This window comes from Mixta sp. Marseille-Q2659 (assembly GCF_940807255.1).
In the GTDB taxonomy this organism is placed as follows: Bacteria; Pseudomonadota; Gammaproteobacteria; order Enterobacterales; family Enterobacteriaceae; genus Mixta.
Window position 1 is genome coordinate 82,137 of the sequence record NZ_CALNWY010000009.1, and the last position, 25,687, is coordinate 107,823.

The 25,687-nt window shown below is 54.6% G+C and carries 24 protein-coding genes; 17 read left to right on the forward strand and 7 right to left on the reverse strand.

From position 1 onward, the window contains the following. Positions 1 to 60 precede the first annotated feature (60 nt). Entirely contained in the window at positions 61 to 939 is an 879-nt protein-coding gene (nadK, locus tag P3C52_RS09000) for an NAD(+) kinase (protein ID WP_275554679.1), read from the reverse strand. 122 nt (positions 940 to 1,061) lie between these two features. Here nadK and grpE point away from each other — a divergent pair, with 122 nt between their 5' ends. Then, positions 1,062 to 1,655: a nucleotide exchange factor GrpE gene (gene grpE / locus P3C52_RS09005; RefSeq protein WP_275554680.1), complete on the forward strand. Its 594-nt coding sequence runs from the start codon at positions 1,062 to 1,064 to the stop codon at positions 1,653 to 1,655. Between the two features lie 40 nt (positions 1,656 to 1,695). Here grpE and ung read toward each other — a convergent pair whose 3' ends face one another. Further along, complete coding sequence (ung, locus tag P3C52_RS09010) at positions 1,696 to 2,373, reverse strand: uracil-DNA glycosylase (RefSeq protein WP_275554681.1); 678 nt, start codon at positions 2,371 to 2,373, stop codon at positions 1,696 to 1,698. 274 nt (positions 2,374 to 2,647) lie between these two features. Here ung and grcA point away from each other — a divergent pair, with 274 nt between their 5' ends. Beyond that, entirely contained in the window at positions 2,648 to 3,031 is a 384-nt protein-coding gene (gene grcA, locus P3C52_RS09015) for an autonomous glycyl radical cofactor GrcA (protein WP_275554682.1), read from the forward strand. Positions 3,032 to 3,258: 227 nt separating this feature from the next. On the opposite strand, the gene srmB is transcribed toward grcA, so the two are convergent. Beyond that, positions 3,259 to 4,608: an ATP-dependent RNA helicase SrmB gene (gene srmB, locus P3C52_RS09020; protein ID WP_275554683.1), complete on the reverse strand. Its 1,350-nt coding sequence runs from the start codon at positions 4,606 to 4,608 to the stop codon at positions 3,259 to 3,261. A gap of 132 nt (positions 4,609 to 4,740) precedes the next feature. Here srmB and P3C52_RS09025 point away from each other — a divergent pair, with 132 nt between their 5' ends. Beyond that, on the forward strand, positions 4,741 to 5,478 hold the full coding sequence (locus P3C52_RS09025) for a tRNA1(Val) (adenine(37)-N6)-methyltransferase (RefSeq protein WP_275554684.1): 738 nt from the start codon (positions 4,741 to 4,743) through the stop codon (positions 5,476 to 5,478). Here P3C52_RS09025 and nadB read toward each other — a convergent pair. Next, positions 5,463 to 7,082, reverse strand: coding sequence for an L-aspartate oxidase (nadB, locus tag P3C52_RS09030; RefSeq protein WP_275554685.1), 1,620 nt, complete (start codon positions 7,080 to 7,082; stop codon positions 5,463 to 5,465). The two genes, P3C52_RS09025 and nadB, sit on opposite strands and share 16 nt — an antisense overlap. Before the next feature lie 452 nt (positions 7,083 to 7,534). Between nadB and rpoE the strand changes: the two genes are divergently transcribed. The 11 genes from rpoE to acpS all read left to right on the forward strand — a co-directional run bounded on the left by rpoE (position 7,535) and on the right by acpS (position 16,858). Beyond that, positions 7,535 to 8,110 (forward strand): RNA polymerase sigma factor RpoE, encoded by a 576-nt coding sequence (gene rpoE / locus P3C52_RS09035; RefSeq protein ID WP_103060111.1) that lies wholly within the window; start codon positions 7,535 to 7,537, stop codon positions 8,108 to 8,110. A gap of 30 nt (positions 8,111 to 8,140) precedes the next feature. Next, a complete protein-coding gene (gene rseA / locus P3C52_RS09040) occupies positions 8,141 to 8,791 on the forward strand; it encodes an anti-sigma-E factor RseA (protein WP_275554686.1) in 651 nt (216 codons plus the stop codon). After that, positions 8,791 to 9,747, forward strand: a complete 957-nt coding sequence (gene rseB, locus P3C52_RS09045) for a sigma-E factor regulatory protein RseB (protein ID WP_275554687.1) — start codon at positions 8,791 to 8,793, stop codon at positions 9,745 to 9,747. The genes rseA and rseB overlap by 1 nt, the downstream gene beginning before the upstream one ends. Then, positions 9,744 to 10,211 (forward strand): SoxR-reducing system protein RseC, encoded by a 468-nt coding sequence (gene rseC / locus P3C52_RS09050; protein WP_275554688.1) that lies wholly within the window; start codon positions 9,744 to 9,746, stop codon positions 10,209 to 10,211. Before rseB ends, rseC begins: the two co-directional genes overlap by 4 nt. A 238-nt stretch (positions 10,212 to 10,449) precedes the next feature. Further along, entirely contained in the window at positions 10,450 to 12,249 is a 1,800-nt protein-coding gene (lepA, locus tag P3C52_RS09055; RefSeq protein ID WP_275554689.1) for a translation elongation factor 4, read from the forward strand. 9 nt (positions 12,250 to 12,258) lie between these two features. Beyond that, the gene (gene lepB, locus P3C52_RS09060) at positions 12,259 to 13,233 is read left to right on the forward strand and encodes a signal peptidase I (protein WP_275554690.1); all 975 of its coding nucleotides are present in this window, start codon (positions 12,259 to 12,261) and stop codon (positions 13,231 to 13,233) included. Between the two features lie 130 nt (positions 13,234 to 13,363). Continuing rightward, complete coding sequence (gene rnc / locus P3C52_RS09065) at positions 13,364 to 14,044, forward strand: ribonuclease III (RefSeq protein WP_275554691.1); 681 nt, start codon at positions 13,364 to 13,366, stop codon at positions 14,042 to 14,044. Then, the gene (gene era / locus P3C52_RS09070; protein WP_275554692.1) at positions 14,041 to 14,946 is read left to right on the forward strand and encodes a GTPase Era; all 906 of its coding nucleotides are present in this window, start codon (positions 14,041 to 14,043) and stop codon (positions 14,944 to 14,946) included. Before rnc ends, era begins: the two co-directional genes overlap by 4 nt. A 7-nt stretch (positions 14,947 to 14,953) precedes the next feature. After that, positions 14,954 to 15,688, forward strand: a complete 735-nt coding sequence (gene recO / locus P3C52_RS09075) for a DNA repair protein RecO (protein WP_275554693.1) — start codon at positions 14,954 to 14,956, stop codon at positions 15,686 to 15,688. A 58-nt stretch (positions 15,689 to 15,746) separates the two neighbouring features. Further along, positions 15,747 to 16,478, forward strand: a complete 732-nt coding sequence (pdxJ, locus tag P3C52_RS09080; protein ID WP_275554694.1) for a pyridoxine 5'-phosphate synthase — start codon at positions 15,747 to 15,749, stop codon at positions 16,476 to 16,478. Then, positions 16,478 to 16,858, forward strand: coding sequence for a holo-ACP synthase (gene acpS / locus P3C52_RS09085; RefSeq protein WP_275554695.1), 381 nt, complete (start codon positions 16,478 to 16,480; stop codon positions 16,856 to 16,858). The genes pdxJ and acpS overlap by 1 nt, the downstream gene beginning before the upstream one ends. A gap of 12 nt (positions 16,859 to 16,870) precedes the next feature. Here the strand turns inward: acpS and P3C52_RS09090 are convergent, their stop codons facing one another. Together P3C52_RS09090 and P3C52_RS09095 are read right to left on the reverse strand one after the other, a co-directional pair. Then, on the reverse strand, positions 16,871 to 17,125 hold the full coding sequence (locus P3C52_RS09090) for a YfhL family 4Fe-4S dicluster ferredoxin (RefSeq protein WP_275554696.1): 255 nt from the start codon (positions 17,123 to 17,125) through the stop codon (positions 16,871 to 16,873). A gap of 59 nt (positions 17,126 to 17,184) precedes the next feature. Continuing rightward, positions 17,185 to 18,024, reverse strand: coding sequence for a MurR/RpiR family transcriptional regulator (locus P3C52_RS09095; protein WP_275554697.1), 840 nt, complete (start codon positions 18,022 to 18,024; stop codon positions 17,185 to 17,187). A gap of 231 nt (positions 18,025 to 18,255) precedes the next feature. Between P3C52_RS09095 and yfhb the strand changes: the two genes are divergently transcribed. Then, the gene (gene yfhb, locus P3C52_RS09100; RefSeq protein ID WP_275554698.1) at positions 18,256 to 18,891 is read left to right on the forward strand and encodes a phosphatidylglycerophosphatase C; all 636 of its coding nucleotides are present in this window, start codon (positions 18,256 to 18,258) and stop codon (positions 18,889 to 18,891) included. Positions 18,892 to 18,949: 58 nt separating this feature from the next. Further along, on the forward strand, positions 18,950 to 19,453 hold the full coding sequence (gene tadA, locus P3C52_RS09105; RefSeq protein WP_275554699.1) for a tRNA adenosine(34) deaminase TadA: 504 nt from the start codon (positions 18,950 to 18,952) through the stop codon (positions 19,451 to 19,453). Positions 19,454 to 19,458: 5 nt separating this feature from the next. On the opposite strand, the gene mltF is transcribed toward tadA, so the two are convergent. Beyond that, positions 19,459 to 20,916 carry a membrane-bound lytic murein transglycosylase MltF gene (mltF, locus tag P3C52_RS09110; protein WP_275554700.1) on the reverse strand — a complete coding sequence of 486 codons (1,458 nt, stop codon included), beginning with the start codon at positions 20,914 to 20,916 and terminating at the stop codon, positions 19,459 to 19,461. Positions 20,917 to 21,183: 267 nt separating this feature from the next. Between mltF and purL the strand changes: the two genes are divergently transcribed. Next, positions 21,184 to 25,074: a phosphoribosylformylglycinamidine synthase gene (gene purL, locus P3C52_RS09115; protein ID WP_275554701.1), complete on the forward strand. Its 3,891-nt coding sequence runs from the start codon at positions 21,184 to 21,186 to the stop codon at positions 25,072 to 25,074. Positions 25,075 to 25,687: the final 613 nt, after the last annotated feature.

A 25,687-nucleotide genomic window follows, 5' to 3' on the forward strand; every position in this document is an offset into this window, starting at 1 on the left:
CATGGTTTTCCGTACAGTATAATCTGGTTTTATATACAGTAAAGTGGTGCGTCGCGCTTTTTAAAATAATTTTTTCGACCAGCCCAGTTTTGAACTCAGCGTATTGAAATAGCTGTAATTTTTAGGGTGAATAAGGTTGAGATGGTAATCACTGCGGCGTACCAGCACATCTTCACCTTCCTGGATCGGCAGAGCGATCTGGCTGTCGCAGCTGATTTCCAGATCGTTACGTAAATCAGAAAAACGGAGGCGAATGGTGCTGCTGCTGTTAATCACCAGCGGCCGGGCGGAAAGCGTATGCGGGAACATCGGCACCAGTGCGATAGCATCCAGGGACGGGGTTAATATTGGGCCGCCCGCAGAGAGGGAATAGGCGGTGGAGCCGGTTGGCGTAGAGATAATCAGGCCATCGGAGCGCTGAGAGAAGGCGAAGTTTTCATCAATATAAACTTCGAATTCAATCATATGGGCCACTTTGCCAGGATGCAGCACGACTTCATTAATTGCGGTACCGATGCGCGGTGCGCCTTCGCCGCGACAGACGCGCGCTTCCAGCAAAAAACGTTTTTCGCTGATGTAGTCGCCGCGCAGCACATCATCCAGCTGCTGTTGGGCGTTATCAGGATCCAGGTCGGTGAGGAACCCCAGATTGCCGCGGTTAATGCCGATCACCTTAATATCGTAACGCGCCAGCACGCGTGCCGCGCCCAGCATATTGCCGTCGCCGCCGACGACGACCGCCAGATCGGCACGTTGGCCGATTTCCGCCAGCGATCCGGTTTGCACATGTTCCAATGCCAGTTCGCGCGCAATCTGTTGTTCGACAATGACGTCGTAGCCTTTTTCGCTAAGCCAGCGCCAGAGCATTTCATGAGTGGTCAGGGCGGTAGGATGGCGGGGATGTCCAACGATGCCGATACACTGGAAATGTTTATTCATTATGCTGGTATTCCTCACGGGCAAATCTGCCCTGACATTGTGACTGGTTCCCTTGAAACCATTAATCTGATCCCCATAATAAGCGAACCAGCGAGATGAATGTGCAAAACGCGGAGAAATTCATGAGTAGTAAAGATCAGAAAGCACCAAACGAGCAAGTCTCAGACGAGATTGAAATGGAACAGCAGCAAAACGATAGCGTGGAGACGGCAGAGTCTGAAGCAGACGTGGTGGATCCGCGTGATGAACGTATTGCTCAGCTTGAAGAACAGCTGGCCGGTTTGCAAAACGGCGTGCGTGACGCTCAGCTACGTGCCCAGGCAGAGATTGAAAATATCCGCCGCCGTACTGAACAGGATGTAGAAAAAGCGCATAAATTTGCGCTGGAAAAATTTGCTAACGAACTGCTGCCGGTGATCGATAGCCTGGAGCGCGCGCTGGAAGTAGCGGATAAAAATAATCCGGAACTGAGCGCAATGATCGAAGGCATCGAGTTGACGCTTAAATCGCTGCTGGCTGCGGTACGTAAGTTCGGCGTTGAAGTCGTCGGCGAAACCAACGTGCCGTTTAACCCAGACGTTCATCAGGCGATGTCGATGATGGAATCAGACGACGTCGCGCCGAATCACGTTATGATGGTGATGCAGCGCGGTTATACCCTGAATGGTCGCCTGCTGCGTCCGGCGATGGTAGCCGTCGCGAAAGCAAAAGGCTAAGGCTCTTTGCGCCGTGACGCAATGCCACGGCGCGGCTGCATCAGGGAAGATGCGGCGTCCAGTCAATTGGCGTATCGCCCTGCTGGCTGAGGATTTCATTGGTGCGGGAAAAATGTTTGCAGCCGAAGAAACCCCGATGGGCGGAAAGCGGCGAGGGATGCGGTGCCTTCAGCACATGATGCCGTTGCGTATCAATGATGCTGCCTTTTTTCTGCGCGTGCGAACCCCAGAGTAAAAAGACCACATTCTCACGTCGCTCATTAATCACGGCAATCACTCGATCGGTAAAGGTTTCCCAGCCAAAGCGCGCATGAGAATGTGCTTTGCCGGCCTCCACGGTTAAAACCGTATTCAGCAACAGCACGCCTTGTTTTGCCCAACTCTCCAGAAAGCCATGATCCGGGCGTTGAAAGCCAGGAATATCATTTTCCAGTTCCTTGTACATATTCATCAGAGAAGGCGGAACCGCGACGCCTGGCCGTACGCTAAATGCCAGTCCGTGTGCCTGATTAGGGCCGTGATAAGGATCCTGCCCTAAAATAACGACCTTTACATCACACAGCTCGGTTAGACGAAAAGCATTAAAGACATCCTGCTTAGGCGGATAGACCGTTACGCCCGCCGCTCGCTCCTTTGCCACCATCTCCAGCGTTTCTGTAAAGTAGGGCTGCTCTTTTTCCGCCGCCAGCACATCATGCCAGGTCACCGTTTTATCCATGACGTTTTCCTTCTTCCAAATAAAACATCAGAGTAGCGGCTCTACGCTGGCGAGCAACCCCTTAAAAAAAATTGAAAATTTACAAAAATAATTAAGAGGTGAAATTTGATTTAAAACAAAAATTTAGCTGTGTACCAAAAATGAGTGAGGGCTTTTTATTGACCTGAGTCAAAGTTGGTCATGCGGCGCGTTGGTATATAAAACCCGGGATATTCTCTAAACACAAATCTGACGCTATCAACGGCGTTAGTGTCATTACGCCTGGGAGGCCAATATGATTACAGGTATTCAGATTACAAAAACAGATAACAGCGCACTGCTTAACTCTTTCTGGCTGCTGGATGAAGAAAAAGCCGAAGCACGTTGCGTCTGTGCAAAAAGCACTTATCAGGAAGATCAGGTCGTGCCGGTAAGCGATCTCGGCCAGTTTGAATATCGTGAAGTACCGCTGGAAATGAAACCGCAGGTACGAGTTGAAGGCGGCCAGCATTTGAATGTGAACGTTCTGCGTCGTGAAACGCTGGAAGATGCGGTTAAACACCCAGAAAAATATCCGCAGCTGACCATTCGCGTATCAGGCTATGCGGTACGTTTTAACTCACTGACGCCGGAACAGCAGCGTGATGTGATTACTCGTACCTTTACTGAAAGCCTGTAAGCAAATAAAGAATAAATAAGGTATGGCCCCGTTGAAAAAATCACCGACGAAACGGGTATCAAAGTTAATGAAAAGTAATAATTTTTAAAACGAATGGCATTTAATCGCTCAGTCAGGACGAATTTTTATAGGGTTGAGCGCAAAAAGGGTGTCATAACCGTTATTATGTTTGCTATACCTTAGAAAAAAACCGCCGATTTCGGCGGTTTTTTTGTAGCAGGGTGCAATTATTCAGCACTCTTTTTACTGGCATCATTGCCTGTCGCTGCGCTGGCGGCCGGCTTGCGTCGTTTACCGATATTTTTACGGTCACGGTGACGCACTTTAACGCGCGGCTTTTTCTCTTCTTCTTTTTTCTTCTCTTTCTCTTTGCGCTTCGCCAGCACTTTCTTCGACGGCTTGCCTTTCAGCTTTTGACTCGGCGCGCGCGTCGCCGGTCGCAACTCGTCAATAGTGCGCGCTTTCAGCGGTTCGCTAATGTAACGGCTGATTTTATCTAACAGCAGATAGTCGTGCGCTTCTACCAGCGACAGCGCTGTACCTTTCTTTCCTGCGCGACCGGTACGGCCAATGCGGTGTAAGTAGACATCCGCCGTGCGCGGCAGATCGAAGTTAAATACATGGCTGACATCGTCAACATCGATACCGCGAGCGGCAACGTCGGTAGCGACCAGCACGTTAACCCGGCCGTCCATCAAACGCTTCAGCGCTTCATTACGCTTCGCCTGAACCATCTCGCCTTCAAGATAGCTGGTCTGAATGCCCGCTTCGCGCAGCCAGCCGACCAGCTCATGCACGCGCTCACGTTTACGCACAAATACGATGGAACGGGTTGCTTCCGGTTGCTTCAGCAGATGTACCAGCAGCTTAGTCTTATGTGCGACGTCGTCTGCGCGGTAATACCACTGTTGGATCTTTTTGCGCTCACGACGTGAAGGATCGGAATCAATCTCTACCGGCTCATTGAGCAGGCGTTCGGCAAAATCTTTAATTGCATCGCCTTCCAGCGTGGCGGAGAACAGCATGGTCTGTTTGCGCCAGCGGGTTTCCGCCGCGATAGTTTCAATATCATGGGCAAAGCCCATATCAAGCATGCGGTCGGCTTCGTCAAGGATCAGGATCTCTACGGCCCGACAGTCGAAGTTCTCTTCTTTAATGTATTGCAGCAGGCGGCCTGTGGTCGCCACCACGACATCCTGGTTTTCACTGAACACTTCGGCATGGTTCATATAGGCCACGCCGCCGGTAATCGTCGCGATGTCCAGCTGAGTATGTTTGGCAAGTTCCTGCGCCTGGTCGGCAACCTGCATAGCCAGCTCACGCGTTGGCGTTAAAATCAGCACCCGTGGCGGGCCAGATTTTTTGCGTGGGAAATCCAGCAGGTGTTGTAGCGCGGGCAAAAGATAAGCCGCTGTTTTCCCGGTCCCGGTTGGTGCTGAACCCAACACGTCGCGACCATCCAGCGCAGGGGGAATCGCTTCTGCCTGAATAGCGGTAGGGCGGGAAAAGCCTTTATCCTGCAATGCGTCCAGCAGGCTTTCGTCAAGTTCGAGTTCGGAGAATGTGGTTGCGGTCATGTTCTACCTCAGTTTGGGGCGCTGATTATAGACAGATTGACGGCGATCTTCATCTGTTTGTCGGCAGTTTATCGCTTTTAACCCTTTCTTATTTCCCCTATGCTGGCTCCGTTTTTGTCTTTGGTCCTGATTATGTCGCAATCAAAAAGTCAGTTACGTGGCAATGGTTTTACTTTTAAACGTTTTTTTATCGCGCACGATCGTTGCGCGATGAAAGTCGGTACCGACAGTATCCTGCTTGGCGCATGGGCGCCGGTGGCGCAGGCTACGCGTATTTTAGATATTGGTACCGGGAGCGGCTTGCTGGCCTTAATGCTGGCGCAACGCAGCGCGGAAACGGTAGCGATCGACGCGGTCGAGCTGGACAGCGACGCGGCTTTGCAGGCTACGGAAAATGCTGCCCGATCGCCCTGGGCACAGCGCGTCCATATTCATCAGGCGGATATAACCGAGTGGGCGGCGCGTCAGGAACAACGCTATTCGCTGATTGTCAGCAATCCGCCTTATTTTACGCCAGGGCCAGCCTGTGCGACTTCTGCGCGAGATAATGCGCGCGCAACTCACACCTTAAACCATGAGAGCCTGCTGCACTGCGCAGAGATGCTAATTGGCGAAGAGGGGTTCTTTTGTCTGGTATTGCCGGAAGATGAAGGGAAGCGCTTTAGCAGCATGGCGCTGGCGCGCGGCTGGCATTTGCGTTTTCGTAACGACGTCGCGGAAAACAGCACGCGTTTGCCGCACCGCGTGCTGCTGGGATTTTCTCCGGCTGCTGGCGAAGTATTAGAAGAACGCATGGTTATCCGTGGGCCAGATGGGCGCTACTCGCCCGCTTTTTGTAGTCTGACCCAGGATTTTTACTTGTTTATGTAGCCTGGCGGAATCAGTATTGTTGGCTCTGATTCCGGCAACGTAGCCGGATAATCGAGATTGAAATGCAGCCCGCGGCTTTCCTTACGCATCATGGCGCTGTGAATGATCAGTTCAGCGACCTGCGCCAGGTTGCGCAGTTCCAGCAGGTTATTTGAAATGCGGAAGTGGCGGTAATACTCTTCAATCTCTTGCTGTAACAGGGCGATACGGCGGCTGGCGCGCTCCAGACGTTTGTTGGTACGCACAATGCCGACGTAATCCCACATAAACAGCCGCAGCTCATGCCAGTTATGCTGAATCACGACGCGTTCATCCGAATCATCCACCTGACTGTCATCCCAGGCGGGCAGCGTATCGATACGATCGATATGCGGCAGCTTACCGATTATATCTTCCGCCGCCGACCAGCCATAAACCAGACATTCCAGCAGCGAATTTGACGCCATGCGATTAGCGCCGTGCAGGCCGGTATAGCTAACTTCACCGATAGCGTAGAGACCATCGACATCAGTACCGCCATGATGATCAACCATTACGCCGCCACAGGTATAGTGCGCCGCAGGTACTACCGGAATCGGTTCGCGCGTTAAGTCGAAGCCCAGCGAACGTAGCTTGTCATCAATCATTGGGAAGTGCGCGCGAATAAAGTCGGCAGGCTGATGGCTGATATCAAGATACATGCATTCGGCGCCAAGCCGTTTCATCTCATGATCGATAGCGCGCGCCACAATATCACGCGGCGCCAGTTCGGCGCGGGGATCGAAGTCGGGCATAAAGCGGCTGCCGTCAGGCCGACGTAAATATGCGCCTTCGCCGCGTAACGCTTCAGTTAGCAGGAAATTGCGCGCCTGAGGATGGTACAGACAGGTAGGATGGAACTGATTAAATTCCAGATTCGCTACACGACACCCTGCACGCCACGCCATCGCCACGCCATCGCCGGAGGCAACATCGGGATTTGTCGTGTACTGGTAAACTTTGGCCGCGCCGCCGGTCGCCAATACCACGGCGCGGGCGCTGCAGGTTTCCACCCGTTCCCGATTGCGATTCCATATCCAGGCGCCCAGGACACGTCGTGCGCCCGGCAGGCCCAGCCGGTCTGATAAAATTAAATCAACGGCGTTGGTACGTTCTAAGATGCGGATATTGGGATGGCTCAGCGCCTGGCTTACCAGCGTCGTCACCACTTCGCGGCCGGTCGCATCGGCGCTGTGCAGAATTCGGCGATGGCTGTGGCCGCCTTCACGCGTCAGGTGATAGCGCTCTTCACCATCAGGCTGCGTTTCTTTATCAAAAGCGACACCATGCTCAATAAGCCATTCGACACAATGGCGTGCGTTGCTGGCAATGAAATCCACTGCATCACGATCGCAAAGCCCGGCTCCGGCAACCAGCGTATCCTCCACATGGGATTCGATACTGTCCATCTCATCAAAAACGGCTGCAATGCCGCCCTGGGCATAAAAGCTGGAGCCCTCGCTGACCGGCCCTTTACTCAACACGGTAACCTGCTGAGTTTGCGCAAGACGTAGCGCCAGAGACAGACCCGCTGCCCCGCTGCCAATAATTAAAACATCACATTGATAATCGGAAATATTGCTCATGGTGTTTATTTTACTAAACAAGTGGTCGGCAGAGCATAAGCGGAAAACGGCGATTAAAAAAGCTCTAAAACGGTATCAGGCTACGATCTGGCGCAATGTAATCCCAAGTTTTATCAAAGGGACTGGGGAAGGGAGGCACTTTAACGGCAAAATGTTTAATATGGCGAACAGATGGCAATAATTCTGCTTTAGTGATGAAAATGTCATGCGCATCGGGTACTCTGCGGCTTACGTCAGGTAGCAATTAATGATGAAAAAAATGATGGCGGCGTACATTTTCTCAGCTTATTAAACAGCTCTGTTATGTAAAAGTACCCGATGACGTAACAAAAAAGAGGCGTAACTGAACTATTGTCTTATGACCGGCTCTAACGAGAGCTTGCTCATAAATTTGAGTGATTGCTGGTGGTTCATTTACGCGTGGAGAATGATTTGGGGAGACATTACCTCGGATGAGCGAGCAATTAACGGATCAGATTCTCGTTGAACGGGTACAGAAAGGAGATCAGAAGTCATTCAATTTACTGGTTGTACGCTACCAGCATAAAGTGGCGAGCCTGGTTTCGCGTTACGTACCGTCAGGCGATGTACCGGATGTGGTACAGGAATCTTTTATTAAAGCTTATCGGGCGCTGGATTCATTCCGCGGCGATAGCGCATTTTATACCTGGTTATACCGTATTGCCGTTAACACCGCGAAGAACTATCTGGTTGCTCAGGGGCGCCGTCCGCCGTCCAGTGATGTGGACGCGATGGAGGCTGAGAATTTTGAAAGCGCCGGTGCGCTGAAAGAAATATCGAACCCTGAGAATTTAATGTTGTCTGATGAGTTGAAACAGATAGTGTTCCGTACCATTGAGTCACTCCCGGAAGATTTGCGTATGGCAATCACCTTACGGGAGCTGGATGGCCTAAGCTATGAAGAGATAGCCGCCATCATGGATTGTCCGGTCGGCACCGTCCGCTCGCGCATTTTTCGCGCTCGAGAGGCCATTGATAACAAAGTTCAACCGCTTATCCAACGTTAGTGATAACGGATACAGGAAGGGTACTAAGGCATGCAGAAAGAAAAACTTTCCGCTTTAATGGATGGCGAAGCTTTGGACAACGAAGTGATCTCCGCATTGTCTAAAGACGCTACACTGCAACGAAGCTGGGAAAGCTATCATCTTATCCGTGATACGTTGCGTGGTGACGTGGGCGAAACCGTGCATTTTGATATTGCTGCGCGTGTGGCCGCCGCTATCGAACAGGAACCTGTACGTAACGTGACCTCTCTGATCCCAGAGGCGCAGCCAGAACCTGCCCGCTGGGAAAAAATGCCCTTCTGGAAAAAAATGCGCCCATGGGCTGCGCAAATCACTCAGGTTGGCGTTGCCGCCTGTGTTTCGCTGGCGGTCATCGTCGGCGTCCAGCATTACAACCAGCCGCAGGATGCTGGTCAGGCTGCCGAAGCGCCGGTATTCAATACGCTTCCGATGATGGGTAAAGCATCGCCGGTGAGTCTGGGCGTGCCTTCCGACAGCTTCGACACCAACAGTTCAAGCCAGCAGGTGCAGGAACAGCGTCGTCGGGTAAACGCGATGCTGCAGGATTACGAATTACAGCGTCGCTTACATACTGAACAGATGCAGTTTGATCCGAACGGCCCGCAACAGGCCCAGGTTCAGGTTCCAGGAAATCAGTCGTTAGGAATACAGCAGCAGTAATGAAGCAACTCTGGTGTGCCGTTAGCCTTCTGGCTGGCGGCCTGTTTTATTCATCTATCGCCCCGGCGCAGGAAACTGCATCCGGGGCGTTGTTACAACAGATGGAACAGGCCAGCCAGTCACTCAATTATGAACTCGCCTTTATCAACGTTTCCCGGCTGGGTATTGAATCGTTACGTTATCGTCATGCGGTAATCGATAACAAAATTTATGCGCAGCTAATGCAAATGGACGGGCCGCGTCGGGAAGTCATCCAGCGTGGCAATGACATTAGCTATTTTGAGCCGGGACTGGAGCCTTTCTCACTTCCCGGCTCACATATCGTGGATGCGCTTCCTGCCCTTGTCTATGCCGATTTCAAGCGTCTGACCAGCAGCTATGATTTTGTGCCGGTTGGCCGCACGCGCATTGCCGATCAGCTGTGTGAAGTGGTGCGAATCGTTGCGCGCGATGGTACGCGTTACAGCTACATTGTCTGGCTGGATAGCGAAACCAAGCTGCCGCTGCGTATCGATCTGCTCGATCGCGATGGCGAAACGCTTGAGCAGTATCGCGTCGTCAGTTTTGCCGTTGACGAAGGCGTACGCAATTTAATGCAGGGGCTGGAAAAGGCTAACCTGCCGCCGTCCTTATCCGTACCGGAAAGCCAAAAAGTCGCGTTTAACTGGAAACCCAGCTGGCTGCCAGCGGGCATGAAGGAAATAGCACAAAGTCGTCGTGCGCTTCCTGCGGTTAATAAGGTTGTCGAATCAAGGTTTTATTCAGACGGGCTTTTTAGTTTCTCTATCAATATCAGCCCGGCGGATAAAAGTAGCGGCACACAGCTGTTGCGTACAGGCCGCCGCACGGTGCAAACTGCCACCCGCAATAACACCGAAATCACTATTGTTGGCGAGTTGCCGCCGTCTACGGCAAAGCGTATCGCTGACAGCATCAACTTAGGTACACCACGATGATGAGAGAATGGGCCACGGTGGTAGCGTGGCAGGACGGCATCGCCACGCTCCACTCGGAAGTGAAAACCTCCTGTAACAGCTGTTCAGCGCGCAAAGGCTGCGGCAGCGCCATGCTGAATAAGCTGGGGCCAAAAGATGCGCATGTCATGCAGATCGCCTGTGAAAAGCCGCTGCAACCCGGTCAGCGCATCGAACTGGGCATTCGCGAAAGCAGCCTGCTGGGTTCCGCGTTGCTGGTCTATATGACGCCGCTGCTGGGGCTATTTATGCTGGCCGGACTGTTTCAGATGCTGTTTCATACCGACCTGGCGGCTGCCTGTGGCGCGCTGCTGGGAGGAATTGGCGGCTTCATCGTCGCCAAAGGGATTTCTCTGCGTTTTGGCGATCGCGAAGCCTTTCAGCCGGTTATTCTTAACGTCATGTTGCCGCCCGATGCACTGCGCGTTGAACCGGAAACGCGGTAAATTTCAGCCGGACGTTAGCTCATCGTCCGGCTAATGTTTTGTACTTTTTTCCGCCGCCCTCATGTCAAATACGCTATCATCCCGTTTTCCTTGCTTTATCTCCCGGCGCGATGATTCCACCACTCAGATATGTCGTGTACAATGCGCCATTCGGGCTGTCTCCGCCTGTGATATTCCACGCTCTCCTGAGGTTGCATCGCGAGAGTTTCAGCATTTGTAAGGCAGAATAACCTCCATAATGAAGCATATAAGAAACTTTTCGATCATCGCGCATATTGACCATGGCAAATCCACCTTATCAGACCGTTTGATACAGATTTGCGGCGGCCTGACCGAGCGTGAAATGGCTGCGCAGGTTCTGGACTCAATGGATCTGGAGCGTGAGCGCGGCATCACCATTAAAGCGCAGAGCGTGACGCTCGATTACAAAGCGCAAAACGGTGAAACTTACCAGCTCAATTTTATCGACACCCCAGGCCACGTTGACTTCTCTTATGAGGTCTCACGTTCACTTGCCGCCTGTGAAGGTGCGCTGCTGGTGGTGGATGCAGGGCAGGGCGTGGAAGCGCAAACGCTGGCCAACTGCTATACCGCCATTGAAATGGATCTGGAAGTGGTGCCGGTACTGAACAAAATTGACCTGCCGGCGGCCGATCCCGATCGCGCTGCGCAGGAAATTGAAGATATTGTCGGCATCGACGCCACGGATGCTGTGCGCTGCTCGGCGAAGACCGGCGTCGGCGTACCGGAAGTGTTAGAGCGCCTGGTGCGCGATATTCCACCGCCGGAAGGCGATCCTGACGGCCCGTTACAGGCGCTGATTATCGACTCCTGGTTCGATAACTATCTGGGCGTCGTCTCGCTGGTGCGTATTAAAAACGGCTCCCTGCGCAAGGGCGAGAAAATCAAAGTGATGAGCACCGGCCAGGTGTACAACGCCGATCGCCTGGGGATCTTTACGCCGAAACAGATCGACCGCGATGTGCTGAACTGCGGTGAAGTGGGCTGGCTAGTTTGCGCCATTAAAGACATCCTTGGCGCACCGGTCGGCGATACCTTAACCGGCGCGAAATTCTCTGCGGAGAAAGCGCTGCCCGGTTTTAAAAAGGTAAAACCACAGGTTTACGCCGGTCTGTTCCCAATCAGTTCAGACGATTATGAAGCCTTCCGTGATGCGCTGGGCAAGCTGAGCCTGAACGACGCCTCGCTGTTTTATGAGCCGGAAAGTTCGACGGCGCTGGGCTTTGGTTTCCGCTGCGGCTTCCTTGGCCTGCTGCATATGGAGATCATCCAGGAGCGTCTGGAGCGTGAGTACGATCTCGATCTGATCACTACCGCGCCTACCGTAGTGTATGAAGTGGAAACCACCGGCGGTGAAACCATTTACGTCGACAGCCCTTCCAAGCTGCCGCCGCTGAATAATATTCAGGAACTGCGCGAGCCAATTGCTGAATGTCACATGCTGCTGCCGCAGGAATATTTAGGCAACGTGATTACGCTGTGCGTTGAGAAACGCGGCGTACAGACCAATATGGTTTATCACGGCAACCAGGTTGCGCTGACCTACGAAATTCCGATGGCGGAAGTGGTGCTGGACTTCTTCGATCGCCTGAAATCAACCTCGCGCGGCTACGCGTCGCTGGATTACAACTTCAAGCGCTTCCAGGCATCCGATATGGTGCGCGTTGACGTCTTAATCAACTCAGAGCGCGTTGATGCGCTGGCGCTGATTACGCACCGTGACAATGCGCCGTATCGCGGTCGCGAGCTGGTTGAGAAAATGAAAGATCTGATCCCGCGCCAGCAGTTTGACATTGCGATCCAGGCCGCGATCGGCAACCACATTATTGCCCGCTCAACGGTAAAACAGCTGCGTAAAAACGTACTTGCCAAATGCTACGGCGGCGACGTAAGTCGTAAGAAGAAACTGTTGCAGAAGCAGAAAGAAGGTAAGAAGCGTATGAAGCAGGTCGGCAACGTCGAGCTGCCGCAGGAAGCGTTCCTCGCCATTCTGCACGTGGGCAAAGAGAGTAAATAAGGAAATCTGATGGCTAATATGTTTGCCCTGATTCTGGCAATCGCAACGCTGATTACCGGCATTATCTGGTGTATCGATCGTTTTAAATGGGCGCCGGCACGGCGGGCCCAGCAGGCTCAGGCTCAGGCGCAAACCGGTAGCGCGCTTGATGATAAAACGCTGGCGAAAGTCGCGAAGCAGCCGGGCTGGGTGGAAACCGCAGCCTCGGTGTTTCCGGTGTTGGCGGTGGTATTTATTGTGCGCTCATTTATTTATGAGCCTTTTCAGATTCCTTCCGGCTCGATGATGCCGACGCTGCTGATTGGCGATTTTATTGTGGTAGAGAAGTTCGCCTACGGCATTAAAGACCCTATTACGCAGACGACGCTGATCCCGACCGGTCATCCTGAGCGCGGCGATATTGCCGTGTTTAAATACCCGAAAGATCCAAGCCTTGACTATATCAAGCGCGTTATTGGTCTGCCGGGTGACCGCGTCACCTATGATGCGTTAAACAAAACGCTGACGGTGAATCCGGCCTGCAACAAAGGCCAGTCCTGCGATAAAGCGCTGCCGATTACCTACTCTGACGTGGCGCCCAGTAATTTTATCCAGACATTCAGCGGTTTTGACGGCAATGAATCCGGTAACGGTTTCTGGCAGGTACCTCAGGGCGAAAGCATGCGCGGCGGCTTGCGTCTGGCAACCCGCAAAGAGACGTTGGGTGACGTAACCCACAATATTTTGCTGGTAACAGAGGCGCAAAGTCAGGCCAGCATGTATTATCAGCAGCCGGGACAGCCACAGGCGAGCTGGGTTGTACCAGCGGGCCACTACTTTATGATGGGCGATAACCGCGATAACAGCGCTGACAGCCGTTATTGGGGCTTCGTACCGGGGAAAAACCTGGTTGGCAAAGCGACGGCTATCTGGATGAGCTTTGAAAAACAGGAAGGCGAGTGGCCAACCGGCGTTCGCCTGAGTCGTATTGGCGGCATCCACTAAGGTTGCCGTTTGTAAAACGGATGGCTTCCCGCTGTCGGGAAGCCACTGCAAACGAAACTGTTTAGCGTTGACCGCTGTCAGCCCTGTTTCGTATGCAGCATAATTGACGCATTATTGAAATTGGTATCGCATGAACCCCATCCTCATTAATAAGCTTCAGCGAAAGCTGGGCTACACTTTTACTCATCAGGATCTGCTGCAACAGGCATTAACCCACCGGAGTGCCAGCAGTAAGCACAACGAGCGTCTTGAGTTTCTTGGCGATTCCATCCTGAGCTTTGTTATTGCGAACGCGCTTTATCATCGTTTTCCCCGCGTGGATGAAGGTGATATGAGCCGTATGCGCGCAACGCTGGTACGGGGCAATACGCTGGCAGAGATGGCGCGCGAATTTGATTTAGGCGAATGCCTGCGTCTGGGCCCGGGCGAGTTGAAAAGCGGCGGTTTCCGTCGTGAATCTATTCTCGCCGATACCGTAGAAGCGCTGATTGGCGGCGTCTTCCTCGATAGTGATATTCAGACGGTCGAAAAGCTGATCCTCAACTGGTATCAAACCCGTCTGGATCAGATTAGCCCCGGCGATAAACAGAAAGATCCAAAAACGCGTCTGCAAGAGTATTTGCAGGGTCGTCATCTGCCGCTGCCCTCCTATCTGGTGGTGCAGGTGCGGGGCGAAGCGCACGATCAGGAATTTACCATTCACTGTCAGGTGAGCGGCATGGCGGAGCCGGTAGTAGGTACCGGTTCGAGCCGTCGTAAAGCTGAACAGGCAGCAGCCGAACAGGCGCTGATTAAGTTAGGACTCGAATGAGCGAACAACAGATGCACTGCGGCTTTATTGCGATTGTCGGCCGCCCCAACGTTGGAAAATCTACGCTGCTGAACCAGTTGCTGGGGCAGAAGGTTTCCATCACCTCACGTAAGCCGCAAACCACGCGCCATCGCATTATGGGTATCCATACTGAAGGCGAATATCAGGCGATTTACGTGGATACGCCGGGCTTGCATATTGAAGAGAAGCGGGCGATTAACCGGCTGATGAACCGCGCTGCCAGCAGCTCTATCGGCGACGTTGAGCTGATCATTTTTGTCGTGGAAGGGACGCGCTGGACGGCGGACGATGAGATGGTTCTCAATAAGCTTAAAGAGAACAAGGTGCCGGTACTGCTGGCGATCAATAAAGTCGATAACGTGACCGACAAATCGGTGCTGCTGCCGCATATGAAGTTCCTCAGCGAGCAGATGGACTTCATGGATATGGTGCCGATCTCCGCTGAAAGCGGCAAGAATGTCGATACCATCGCCAGCATCGTGCGCAAGCGTCTGCCGGTGGCAGATCATCACTTCCCGGAAGATTACATCACCGATCGCTCGCAGCGCTTTATGGCGTCAGAAATCATTCGCGAAAAGCTGATGCGTTTTCTGGGCGCCGAGCTGCCTTATTCAGTGACGGTCGAAATCGAGCGTTTCATTACTAATGAGCGCGGCGGTTACGATATTAACGGCCTGATTCTGGTGGAGCGCGAAGGCCAGAAAAAGATGGTGATCGGCAACAAAGGCGCCAAGATCAAAACCATCGGTATCGAAGCCCGTAAAGATATGGAAGAGCTGTTTGAGATGAAAGTGCATCTTGAACTGTGGGTCAAAGTGAAGTCCGGTTGGGCAGACGACGAGCGTGCGCTGCGCAGCCTGGGCTATGTTGACGATCTCTGATTGCTGAATGGAAGGCTGGCAGCGCGCGTTTGTCCTGCATGGACGGCCCTGGAGCGAAACCAGCCTGATGCTGGATCTTTTTACGGAAAATCATGGCCGGGTACGGGTGATTTCCAAGGGCGCGCGCTCAAAACGCTCCCATCTTAAGGGAGCGTTACAGCCTTTTACGCCGCTGCTGGTGCGCTGGGGCGGACGTGGCGATGTGAAAACGCTGCGTAACGTAGAAGCAGTTTCGCTGGCGCTGCCGCTAAGCGGCATTGCGCTCTACTGCGGCCTGTACGTCAATGAACTGATTGCGCGCGTGCTGGCGCATGAATCTCCCTTTCCTGAACTCTTCTTCGATTATCTCCACTGCATTCAATCTCTGGCGGAAGCCAACGGCAGCCCGGAACCGGCGCTGCGCCGTTTTGAGCTGGCGCTGCTCGGTCATTTGGGTTACGGCGTCGATTTTCTGCATTGCGCCGGTACCGGTGAAGATATTGAAGATGGCATGACCTATAGCTATCGTGAAGAAAAAGGCTTTATTGCCAGCCTGGTGATTAACCAGCGCAGCTTTACCGGACGGCAGCTGCGGGCGCTGTATGAGCGCGAATTTCCTGACGGCGATCCGCTGCGCGCCGCAAAACGCTTTACCCGTATGGCGTTAAAGCCCTGGCTGGGTGGCAAGCCGCTAAAGAGCCAGGAGCTGTTCCGCCAGTTCATACCGAAAAAGCGCGCTGACGCGTCGGATCGCCAGGCGTAAAACCGGCGAGCGCAAGAGGCGCTTCGCTGCCTGAAATTGCAACATTCTGAGGACTGTCATGGCTGAGTTGTTATTAGGCGTCAACATCGATCATATCGCTACGGTACGTAATGCACGCGGCACGCATTATCCCGATCCGGTTCAGGCCGCTTTTGTCGCAGAACAGGCGGGAGCAGATGGCATTACCGTTCACCTGCGTGAAGATCGCCGCCACATTACCGATCGCGATGTGCGTTTACTGCGTCAGACCATTGAAACGCGCATGAATCTGGAGATGGCGGTTACGGAAGAGATGTTAACCATCGCCTGTGAACTCAAGCCGCAGTTCTGTTGCCTGGTGCCGGAAAAACGTCAGGAAGTGACCACGGAAGGCGGGCTGGACGTGGCCGGCCAGCAGGAAAAACTTAATGCGGCGGTCGCGCGTCTGAGCGCGGCGGGCATTCTGGTTTCGCTGTTTATCGATGCCGACAAGCAGCAGATTGACGCGGCGGTCGCGGCAGGCGCGCCTTATATTGAAATCCACACCGGCGCTTACGCCGAAGCGGAAGAGGGCAGCGCCCGCGACGCTGAGCTGGCGCGCATTCGCGAAGCGGCCAGCTACGCGGCGTCGAAAGGGCTGAGGGTCAACGCCGGTCATGGTCTGACCTACCACAACGTATTGCCAATTGCCGCGCTGCCGGAAATGCATGAGCTGAATATCGGCCATGCCATTATTGGCCGCGCGCTGATGAGCGGGCTGGCGGATGCGGTAAAAGAGATGAAGCTGCTGCTACGGGAAGCGCGTCGCTAATGGCTATTCTGGGACTGGGCACGGATATCGTTGAGATTGAGCGTATCGAAGGCGTGATAAGCCGTTCTGGCGATCGTCTGGCGCGTCGCGTGCTAAGCGAAAACGAATGGCAGCAATATCAGGCGCATCAGCAGCCGGTGCGCTTTCTCGCCAAGCGCTTTGCGGTGAAAGAAGCGGCGGCGAAAGCCTTCGGCACCGGGATCCGCGGCGGCCTGGCCTTTAATCAGTTCGAAGTTTATAACGATGCGCTGGGCAAGCCGGAGCTGCGCTTTTTTCAGCAGGCGGCAGAGCTGGCGAAACAGTTGGGCGTCCAGAACGTTCACGTTACGCTGGCCGATGAGCGGCATTACGCCTGTGCGACGGTAATTATCGAAGGGTGAGGCGGTGACGCCTCATACCGCGTGGTGAATAAGAACGAACTTTTCCCACAGCTGTTCGCGGGTTTCGTTGTGCGCCGGATCGGTAACGATGGTGTTATCGATCGGGCAGACGCTCATACAGGTTGGCGTATCATAATGGCCCACGCATTCGGTGCAAAGCCAGGGATCGATCACGTAGATTTCCTCCCCCATCGAAATCGCCTGGTTCGGACATTCCGGTTCGCACATATCGCAATTAATGCATTTTTTCGTAATCAGTAACGCCATAATGTCCCCGGTCCCGCCTGTATAACGTAAAGCGCGGCCATTATACGCGCGCTAACAGATCATACCAGTTTTTTTACCAGCGACTCGCTGTGGCGAATATAGTTTGAGGCGCGCTCGGCGTCCTGCTGTACCAGCGCCATAAACAGCAGATCGGTCAGCGCCAGCTGGGCCGAGGTTGAGGAGATCGCCGCGCTGCGCGTACTCTGTTCCTCCGCTACCGTATAAAGGCAGTGTGTAGCGCATTGTTGCAACGTATTCGGCGTAAAGCCGGTAAAGGCCAGCACATAGGCGCCGACGCGCACCGCTTCCTGCGCGGCGAGGTTGATCTCTCGCCGCTCGCCGCTATAGGAAATGGCCAGCAGCAAATCGCCGGCGCGCAACGCCTGTACACTGGCGAGCAGCGCGTGCATATCCTGTTCGGCCACCGCGCTGATGCCGATTTTCATCAGCTTCCATGAAAAATCCTTCGCCACCAGCCCCGATGCGCCTATTCCCACCAGCACAATACGATCGGCCCGTTTAATCAGATCGAGCGTCTCCATCAGCTTATCTTCACTGTTAATGTCCAGCGTGGCGCGGATCGCGGAGACTTTCTCGGTAAACAGCTTTTCGCCGACGACCTTAAGCGGATCGCCGCTAAGAATATGGTTATGTACCGTAATGGCATCTTTCGCCTTGAGCGATTCGCTTAGCGCCAGCTTGAGCGCCGGAAAGCCTTTATAGCCCAGCTTTTGTGCAAACTTCACCACGCTTGACTGACTGACACCCGCTTCCTGCGCCAGGCGCGGCGAGCTTAGCTGGCAGGCGTGAGCAGGCTGCGCCAGTAGATAGTCGGCCAGCCGACGTTCATTCAGCGCCAGGCCGGGATAGAGCTGGCGGATACGTAACAGGGCACTCATGACTTGCTCCTTCAGATAGTAATCGCCCAATAAGAAAAGCGGGCCTGCACGCCGCTTTAGCAACTTACCCGCTGAAGAATAAGCATAAAGCATTGTTTATGTAATTTTATAACGCGGATCAAACCGGAAGCCAAATTGCATCGCGATGACGCTGCCGTTAGCCAGCCATTGCTGCTACTGTCTACACTAATAACTGCTGAGGCAAAAGGTTTACCGGAGGAGAGGGGTTTAATGGCGGGTTCGCAACGGCGGGTGGTATTTTTCGATCTGGACGGCACCTTACATCAACAGGATATGTTCGGCACCTTTATGCGCTATCTGCTGTGGCGGCAACCGCTTAATCTGCTGCTGGTGGTGCCGCTGTTGCCGGTGGTAGGCGTGGGATTATTGATCAAAGGACGCGCGGCGCGCTGGCCGATGAGCCTGCTGCTGTGGTCGATTACCTTTGGTCATAGTGAAGCGGCACTACAGCGACGGGAAGCGAGTTTCGCCCGCTGGTTCCGCCAGCGCGTCGTGGCGTTTCCTGTGGTGCAGCAGCGGCTAACGGATTACCTCAGCAGCGAAGATGCGGACGTTTGGCTGATTACCGGTTCACCGCAGCCGCTGGTGGAGCAGGTCTATTTTGATTCCGCCTTTTTACCGCGCGTTAAGCTTATTGCCAGCCAGATGACGCGCGCCTGGGGCGGACGCATTCTTAGCCTGCGCTGCCTGGGCCATGAAAAAGTGGTGCAGCTGGAGGAGAAAATCGGCACGCCGCTGCAGCTTTATAGCGGCTACAGCGACAGCAAGCAGGACAATCCGCTGCTGTTCTTTTGTCAGCATCGCTGGCGCGTGACGCCGCAGGGTGAATTACAACAGCTGGAATAATTTGGTCCGCTGGCCGGTTTGGTTATAATGCCTGCCGCATTTTCCGCTGGAGAGTCGTGTGAGCGAAATGAGTGATGAATACTGGATGCGCTATGCCTTACAGCTGGCACGTAAAGCGCGTGAGCAGGGCGAAGTTCCGGTAGGCGCAGTACTGGTGCAGGGCGAGCAGGTTATCGGCGAGGGCTGGAACCGGCCGATAGGCCAACACGATCCCACGGCGCACGCAGAAATGATGGCGCTGCGACAGGGCGGCAAGGTGCTGGAGAACTATCGTCTGCTGGATACCACGCTTTATGTCACGCTGGAGCCGTGCATTATGTGCGCGGGCGCGATTGTACACAGCCGTATTGGCCGGCTGGTCTTTGGCGCCAGAGATGAAAAAACCGGCGCGGCCGGATCGCTGATGGATATTCTGGGGCATCCGGGCATGAATCATCAGGTCAAGGTTGAGCATGGCGTGCTGGCCAGCGAATGTGCCGCTATGCTGAGCGACTTTTTCCGCATGCGCCGCGAGCAGAAACGCGCGCAGCGCCAGGCGCAACGCGCGGCGCAGCACTCATGAACGCGTTAGTTCATTGCCACATCGGGCGCTACTGCCGGATAACCTTCCCCTAACGCCGCTTCCAGCGCCTGGCGCTGGGCCAGCTTTTTCTCCTGTTCCTGCAGATAGCCGACCAGACTCAGCTGATACTTGCGGATATTTTCCACATAGTTATAGGCTTCCTGGCCGCGCGCGTAGCCGTAGGTGGTCTGGCTGTAATAGCGTTTTTGGCTCAGCATCGGCAGACGCAGCTTCACGTCAGCCCAGCTATCGGGATTGCCGCCCTGTTTTTCCGTAAGCTTACGCACGTCCAGCATATGGGCGTAGCCCATGTTATAAGCCGCCAGCGCAAACCAGATCCGCTCATCTTCGGGAACCGAAACGGGAACCTTCTCCATCATGCGCTGCAAATATTCACTGCCGCCGCGCACGCTCTGTTCGGGATCGAGCCGGTCATTAACCTGAAGGCTGTCGGCGGTATTGCGCGTCAGCATCATCAGTCCGCGCACGCCAGTGGGGGAGGTCGCCTGCGGATTCCAGTGTGACTCCTGATAAGAGATGGCCGCCAGCAGCCGCCAGTCGATATCGGTGGCGTAGCGCTCGAACAGCGGTTTGATGTCAGGCAGCACATCATCAATGGCGCGCAGGAAGGTGCGGGTATCAACATAATCAAACGCGCCGACGTGGCCGAGATATTTCTCCTCCAGTCGCGCCATCGCGCCTTCCTCTTCCATCTGACTGAAAAAGTCGAGCATTGCCGCGTTCAGGCTGTCATCATCGTCGCGCTGCATATACCAGGTGACCGGCTCTTCGTCGGTAATATCAAACGCCACCGCCAGCTGCGGATGAATGCGCTGTAACAGGCCGATGGTCACGGAATCGCCGATGGTGTAATCAAGTTCGCCATCCGCCACCGCCTCCAGCAGCGCTTTCGGTCCCTGATCGGTCGAGATGGCCCAGTCCAGATCGGGATACTGGTTCTCTTTGATGTTGCGCAACGTGGACATATAGGCGGAACCGGAGGCCACCGTCAGCCGTCCTTTCAGACTGCCAAGGTTTCTGGGACGCGGCGTGCCGATGCGGTAGACCAGCTGTTGCGATACAGAGTAGTAGGTGGGGCTGGTACGAAAGCGCGCCAACCGTTCACTGTTGTAGATCAGGCCAGCAGCCAGCAGGTCCGCGTCGCCTTCATCTAAATCATCAAACAGATCGTTCAGGTTCTGGCGCACCGTCACCTGAAGCTTAACGCCCAGATAATCGGCGAATCGCTTCGCCAGCTCATAATCCATTCCGGCCGGTGCGTTATTGACGGTGTAGTAAGTCAACGGAGAATTAATGGTACTGATTCGCAGTACTCCCCGTGATTTTATCTGCGCAATTTTATCCTGTGTCCCGCCGTACCACGGGATGGTTGGCCAAAGCGCTACTGCCAGCAGCACGGTGATCAACCCGATAAGCAGATAATTAATTTTCAGGCGTTTCAAATAGTTATCTCTCGGCGGCTCTCAGGCCTCTGTCTCTTCGGGCAGCGTTTGTTATCTATTAAATCCCAGAGCGTGGGGCATTTTGCGCAACAAAGCGGCATAGAGCAACTCTAATAACAGGAATTGCGCAATTTTCAGGCTATTTCGCAACGCGGAAATTTCCACGCAAACGGTTTCGTTACCGGCCCCGTTTCTTTATAATACGGCCCGTTTTCCCTGTTGCGCCCAAAGAAGCGTCCTCCGGCGCTTCGAAGACGAGAGATCTTAATGATGGAAATTCTGCGTGGTTCGCCCGCTCTGTCGGCATTTCGTGTAAACAAACTGCTGACCCGTTTTCAGGACGCTCACCTGCCGGTGAGTGATATTTACGCCGAGTATGTCCATTTTGCCGATGTCAGCGCCCCGCTGAATGCCGATGAAAAATCCCGCCTGCAACGTCTGCTGAAATACGGTCCTTCTCTCGCCGAACATGCGCCGCAAGGGCGTTTGCTGCTGGTCACGCCCCGTCCGGGCACCATCTCTCCCTGGTCTTCTAAAGCTACCGATATTGCCCACAACTGCGATTTGCCGCAGGTACGTCGCCTGGAGCGCGGCCTGGCCTTTTATGTACAGGCGCCGCAGCTGACGGAAGCGCAGTGGTCACAGCTGGCCGCGCTGCTGCACGATCGCATGATGGAAACGGTGTTTAACGAGATGGCGCAGGCGGAAGCGCTGTTTGCGCAGCATCAGCCGCAGCCGCTGCAAAGCGTGGATATTCTGGGGCAGGGGCGCACGGCGCTGGAAGCGGCTAACCAGAAGCTGGGCCTGGCGTTAGCCGATGATGAAATCGATTATCTGCTGGCGGCCTTCACAAAACTGGGGCGCAACCCGAACGATATTGAGCTGTATATGTTTGCTCAGGCCAACTCTGAGCATTGCCGCCATAAAATTTTTAATGCGGACTGGGTCATTGACGGCGTATCGCAGCCGAAATCCCTGTTCAAAATGATTAAAAACACCTTTGCCGCCACGCCGGATTATGTACTGTCCGCCTATAAAGATAACGCGGCGGTCATGGAAGGATCGGCTGTTGGTCGCTTCTATGCTGATGCGCAGCAGGGCGTTTACGATTTCCATCAGGAGCCGACGCATATCCTGATGAAGGTGGAAACCCATAACCATCCGACCGCCATTTCGCCGTGGCCGGGCGCCGCTACCGGCTCCGGCGGGGAAATTCGCGATGAGGGCGCAACCGGACGCGGCGCCAAGCCGAAAGCGGGCCTGGTGGGCTTCTCGGTTTCCAACCTGCGTATTCCCGGCTTTGAACAGCCGTGGGAAGAGGATTTTGGCAAGCCGGATCGCATCGTCAGCGCGCTGGATATCATGACGGAAGGCCCGCTGGGCGGCGCGGCATTCAATAATGAATTCGGTCGCCCGGCGCTGAACGGCTATTTCCGTACCTATGAAGAACGGGTAAACAGCCATAACGGCAGTGAACTGCGCGGCTACCACAAGCCGATTATGCTGGCGGGCGGCATCGGTAATATTCGTGCCGATCACGTTCAGAAAGGGGAAATCAGCGTCGGTGCGAAGCTAATTGTGCTGGGCGGTCCGGCGATGAATATCGGTCTGGGCGGCGGTGCGGCCTCATCCATGACCTCTGGCCAGTCCGACGCCGATCTTGATTTCGCCTCGGTACAGCGCGACAACCCGGAAATGGAGCGCCGTTGCCAGGAGGTTATCGACCGTTGCTGGCAGCTGGGTGAGCAAAACCCGATTCTGTTTATTCATGACGTCGGCGCTGGCGGCCTCTCGAATGCCATGCCGGAACTGGTGAGCGACGGTGGGCGCGGTGGCCGTTTCAACCTGCGCGATATTCTCAGCGATGAGCCGGGTATGAGCCCGCTGGAAGTCTGGTGTAACGAATCCCAGGAGCGCTACGTGCTGGCGGTCGCACCCGACAAACTGGAGCTGTTCGACCGTCTCTGTCAGCGCGAACGCGCGCCTTATGCGGTGATTGGTGAAGCGACGGAAGAGCAGCACTTAACGCTCTCCGACAGCCATTTTGACAATCAGCCGATTGATATGCCGCTGGATGTGCTGCTTGGCAAAACGCCGAAAATGACGCGCGACGTCAGCCGTCAGCAGGCGCAGGGTGAAGTGCTGGTACGCGACGGCATCACCATTGAAGAAGCCGTTAAACGCGTGCTGCATCTGCCGACGGTGGCGGAAAAAACCTTCCTGATTACCATCGGCGACCGCACCGTCACCGGCATGGTCGCGCGCGATCAAATGGTCGGCCCGTGGCAGGTGCCGGTTGCCAACTGTGCGGTTACCACCGCCAGCCTCGACAGCTATTACGGCGAAGCCTTTGCCATTGGCGAACGCGCGCCGGTAGCGCTGCTGGACTTCGCTGCTTCCGCGCGTCTGGCGGTTGGCGAAGCGCTGACTAACCTCGCGGCGACAGATATTGGCGCGCTGAAACGCGTGAAGCTCTCAGCCAACTGGATGGCCGCAGCGGGCCACCCAGGGGAAGATGCCGGCTTGTACGAAGCGGTCAAAGCAGTCGGCGAAGAACTTTGTCCGGCGCTGGGGCTGACGATTCCGGTGGGTAAAGACTCCATGTCGATGAAAACCCGCTGGCAGCAGGACAATGAGCAACGCGAAATCACCGCGCCGCTGTCACTGGTGATCACCGCTTTCGCCCGCGTTGAGGATGTGCGCCGCACGGTAACGCCGCAGCTGTTAGCGGCTGAAGATAACGCGTTGCTGCTGATCGACCTGGGTAAAGGCCACAACGCGCTGGGCGCGACGGCACTGGCGCAGGTGTTCCGTCAGCTGGGCGATAAGCCTGCCGACGTGCGCGATGTCGGGCAACTGGCGGGCTTTTTCAATGCCATGCAGGTGCTGGTTAGCAGCAGAAAACTGCTGGCCTATCACGACCGTTCCGACGGTGGTCTGCTGGTCACGCTGGCGGAGATGGCCTTTGCCGGTCACTGCGGCGTCGAGGTGGATATTAGCCCGCTGGGTACGGATGCGTTGGCGGCGCTGTTTAACGAAGAGCTGGGCGCGGTAATTCAGGTGAGCGCCCAGGATCGCGCTGCGGTAGAGGCGCTGCTGGGCGAGCATGGTCTGAGCGACTGCGTTCACTACCTCGGCAAAGCGCTGCCGGGCGATCGCTTTACCATCCGCGCGGGCGATAAAGCCGTCTACAGCGAAAGCCGTAGCACGCTGCGCGTCTGGTGGGCGGAAACTACCTGGCAGATGCAGCGCCTGCGTGATAACCCGGCCTGTGCCGACAGTGAACACGAGGCGAAAAAGGATGACAACGATCCGGGCCTGAACGTACATCTTACTTTTGCGCCGCAGGACGATGTGGCTGCGCCGTTCATTGCCCGTGGTGCGCGTCCGAAAGTGGCCGTGCTGCGTGAGCAGGGCGTCAACTCGCATGTTGAAATGGCCGCCGCTTTCCATCGCGCCGGTTTTGATGCGGTAGACGTGCATATGAGCGATCTGCTGGCCGGACGGATTGGCCTGGAAGAGATGCAGGCGCTGGTAGCGTGCGGCGGCTTCTCCTACGGCGACGTCCTGGGCGCCGGGGAAGGCTGGGCGAAATCTATTCTGTTCAACAGCCGCGTGCGCGACCAGTTCGAAACCTTCTTCCATCGCCCGCAGACGCTGGCGCTGGGCGTCTGTAACGGCTGCCAGATGATGTCGAATCTGCGTGAACTGATTCCTGGCAGCGAACTGTGGCCGCGCTTTGTGCGTAACCAGTCTGAACGCTTCGAAGCGCGCTTCAGCCTGGTTGAAGTGGCCGCCAGCCCGTCGCTGCTGCTGGACGGCATGGTTGGATCGCGTATGCCGATTGCTGTTTCACACGGCGAAGGCTTTGTGGAAGTGCGTGATGGTGCGCATCTTGCCGCGCTGGAAAGCAAAGGCCTGGTGGCACTGCGTTTTGTTGATAACTACGGCAGGGCAACGGAAAATTATCCGTCTAACCCGAATGGTTCGCCTAACGGCATTACTGCGGTTACCAGCGCAAATGGTCGTGTAACGATTATGATGCCGCACCCGGAACGTGTTTTCCGTACCGTAAGCAACTCCTGGCACCCGGCGGAATGGGGCGAAGACAGCCCGTGGATGCGTATTTTCCGTAATGCGCGTAAACAGCTGGGATAACCTTTCAGCGCATTCAGTCTTTATCAACCGCACCGGTTTCCGGTGCGGTTTTTTTTATCCTGGGAAAACTGTTGCTAATAAACAACATATCGCTATCTTGAGTGTCTCTAAAAGGAGACATTTAAGTTATTGATATTTCCTGGGTTATGTTGTGGTGCTTATTAGTGTTGTTAATTAGAGACAAATCAGACGTTATTCTTCATAAATTCAGGCAGGCCACGTCAAAAGTTTTCAGTTTGTTGCTAATGTGCTTTTAAAATACAGCTAAAATAAAGACTTATTAAATTATTTTAAAGTTGGCACGCCGATTGCTAATATACCGGCAGTGGCTCATTCACCTTCTTATGACAGCCCTGCTAACGCGGACAAGCGCTTCATAAACTCTCGAATGACGCACAAAACGGTGCCTGCCGTCCACGTACCGATAATAGTTCGCTTGCGACTTTATCAATCACCGGGCGCAACGTTGAGTTAGGCACCACCTATTTTAATACGATGAACACTCATCGTATTGGTAACGGCAGAGCTTTGGCTCTGCCGTTTTCATTTCTGCGGCCTCCGCTGGTTATTCGCTTGAGCTGTTCTGACCGTTTGCATTTTTCTGCGGTCCTCG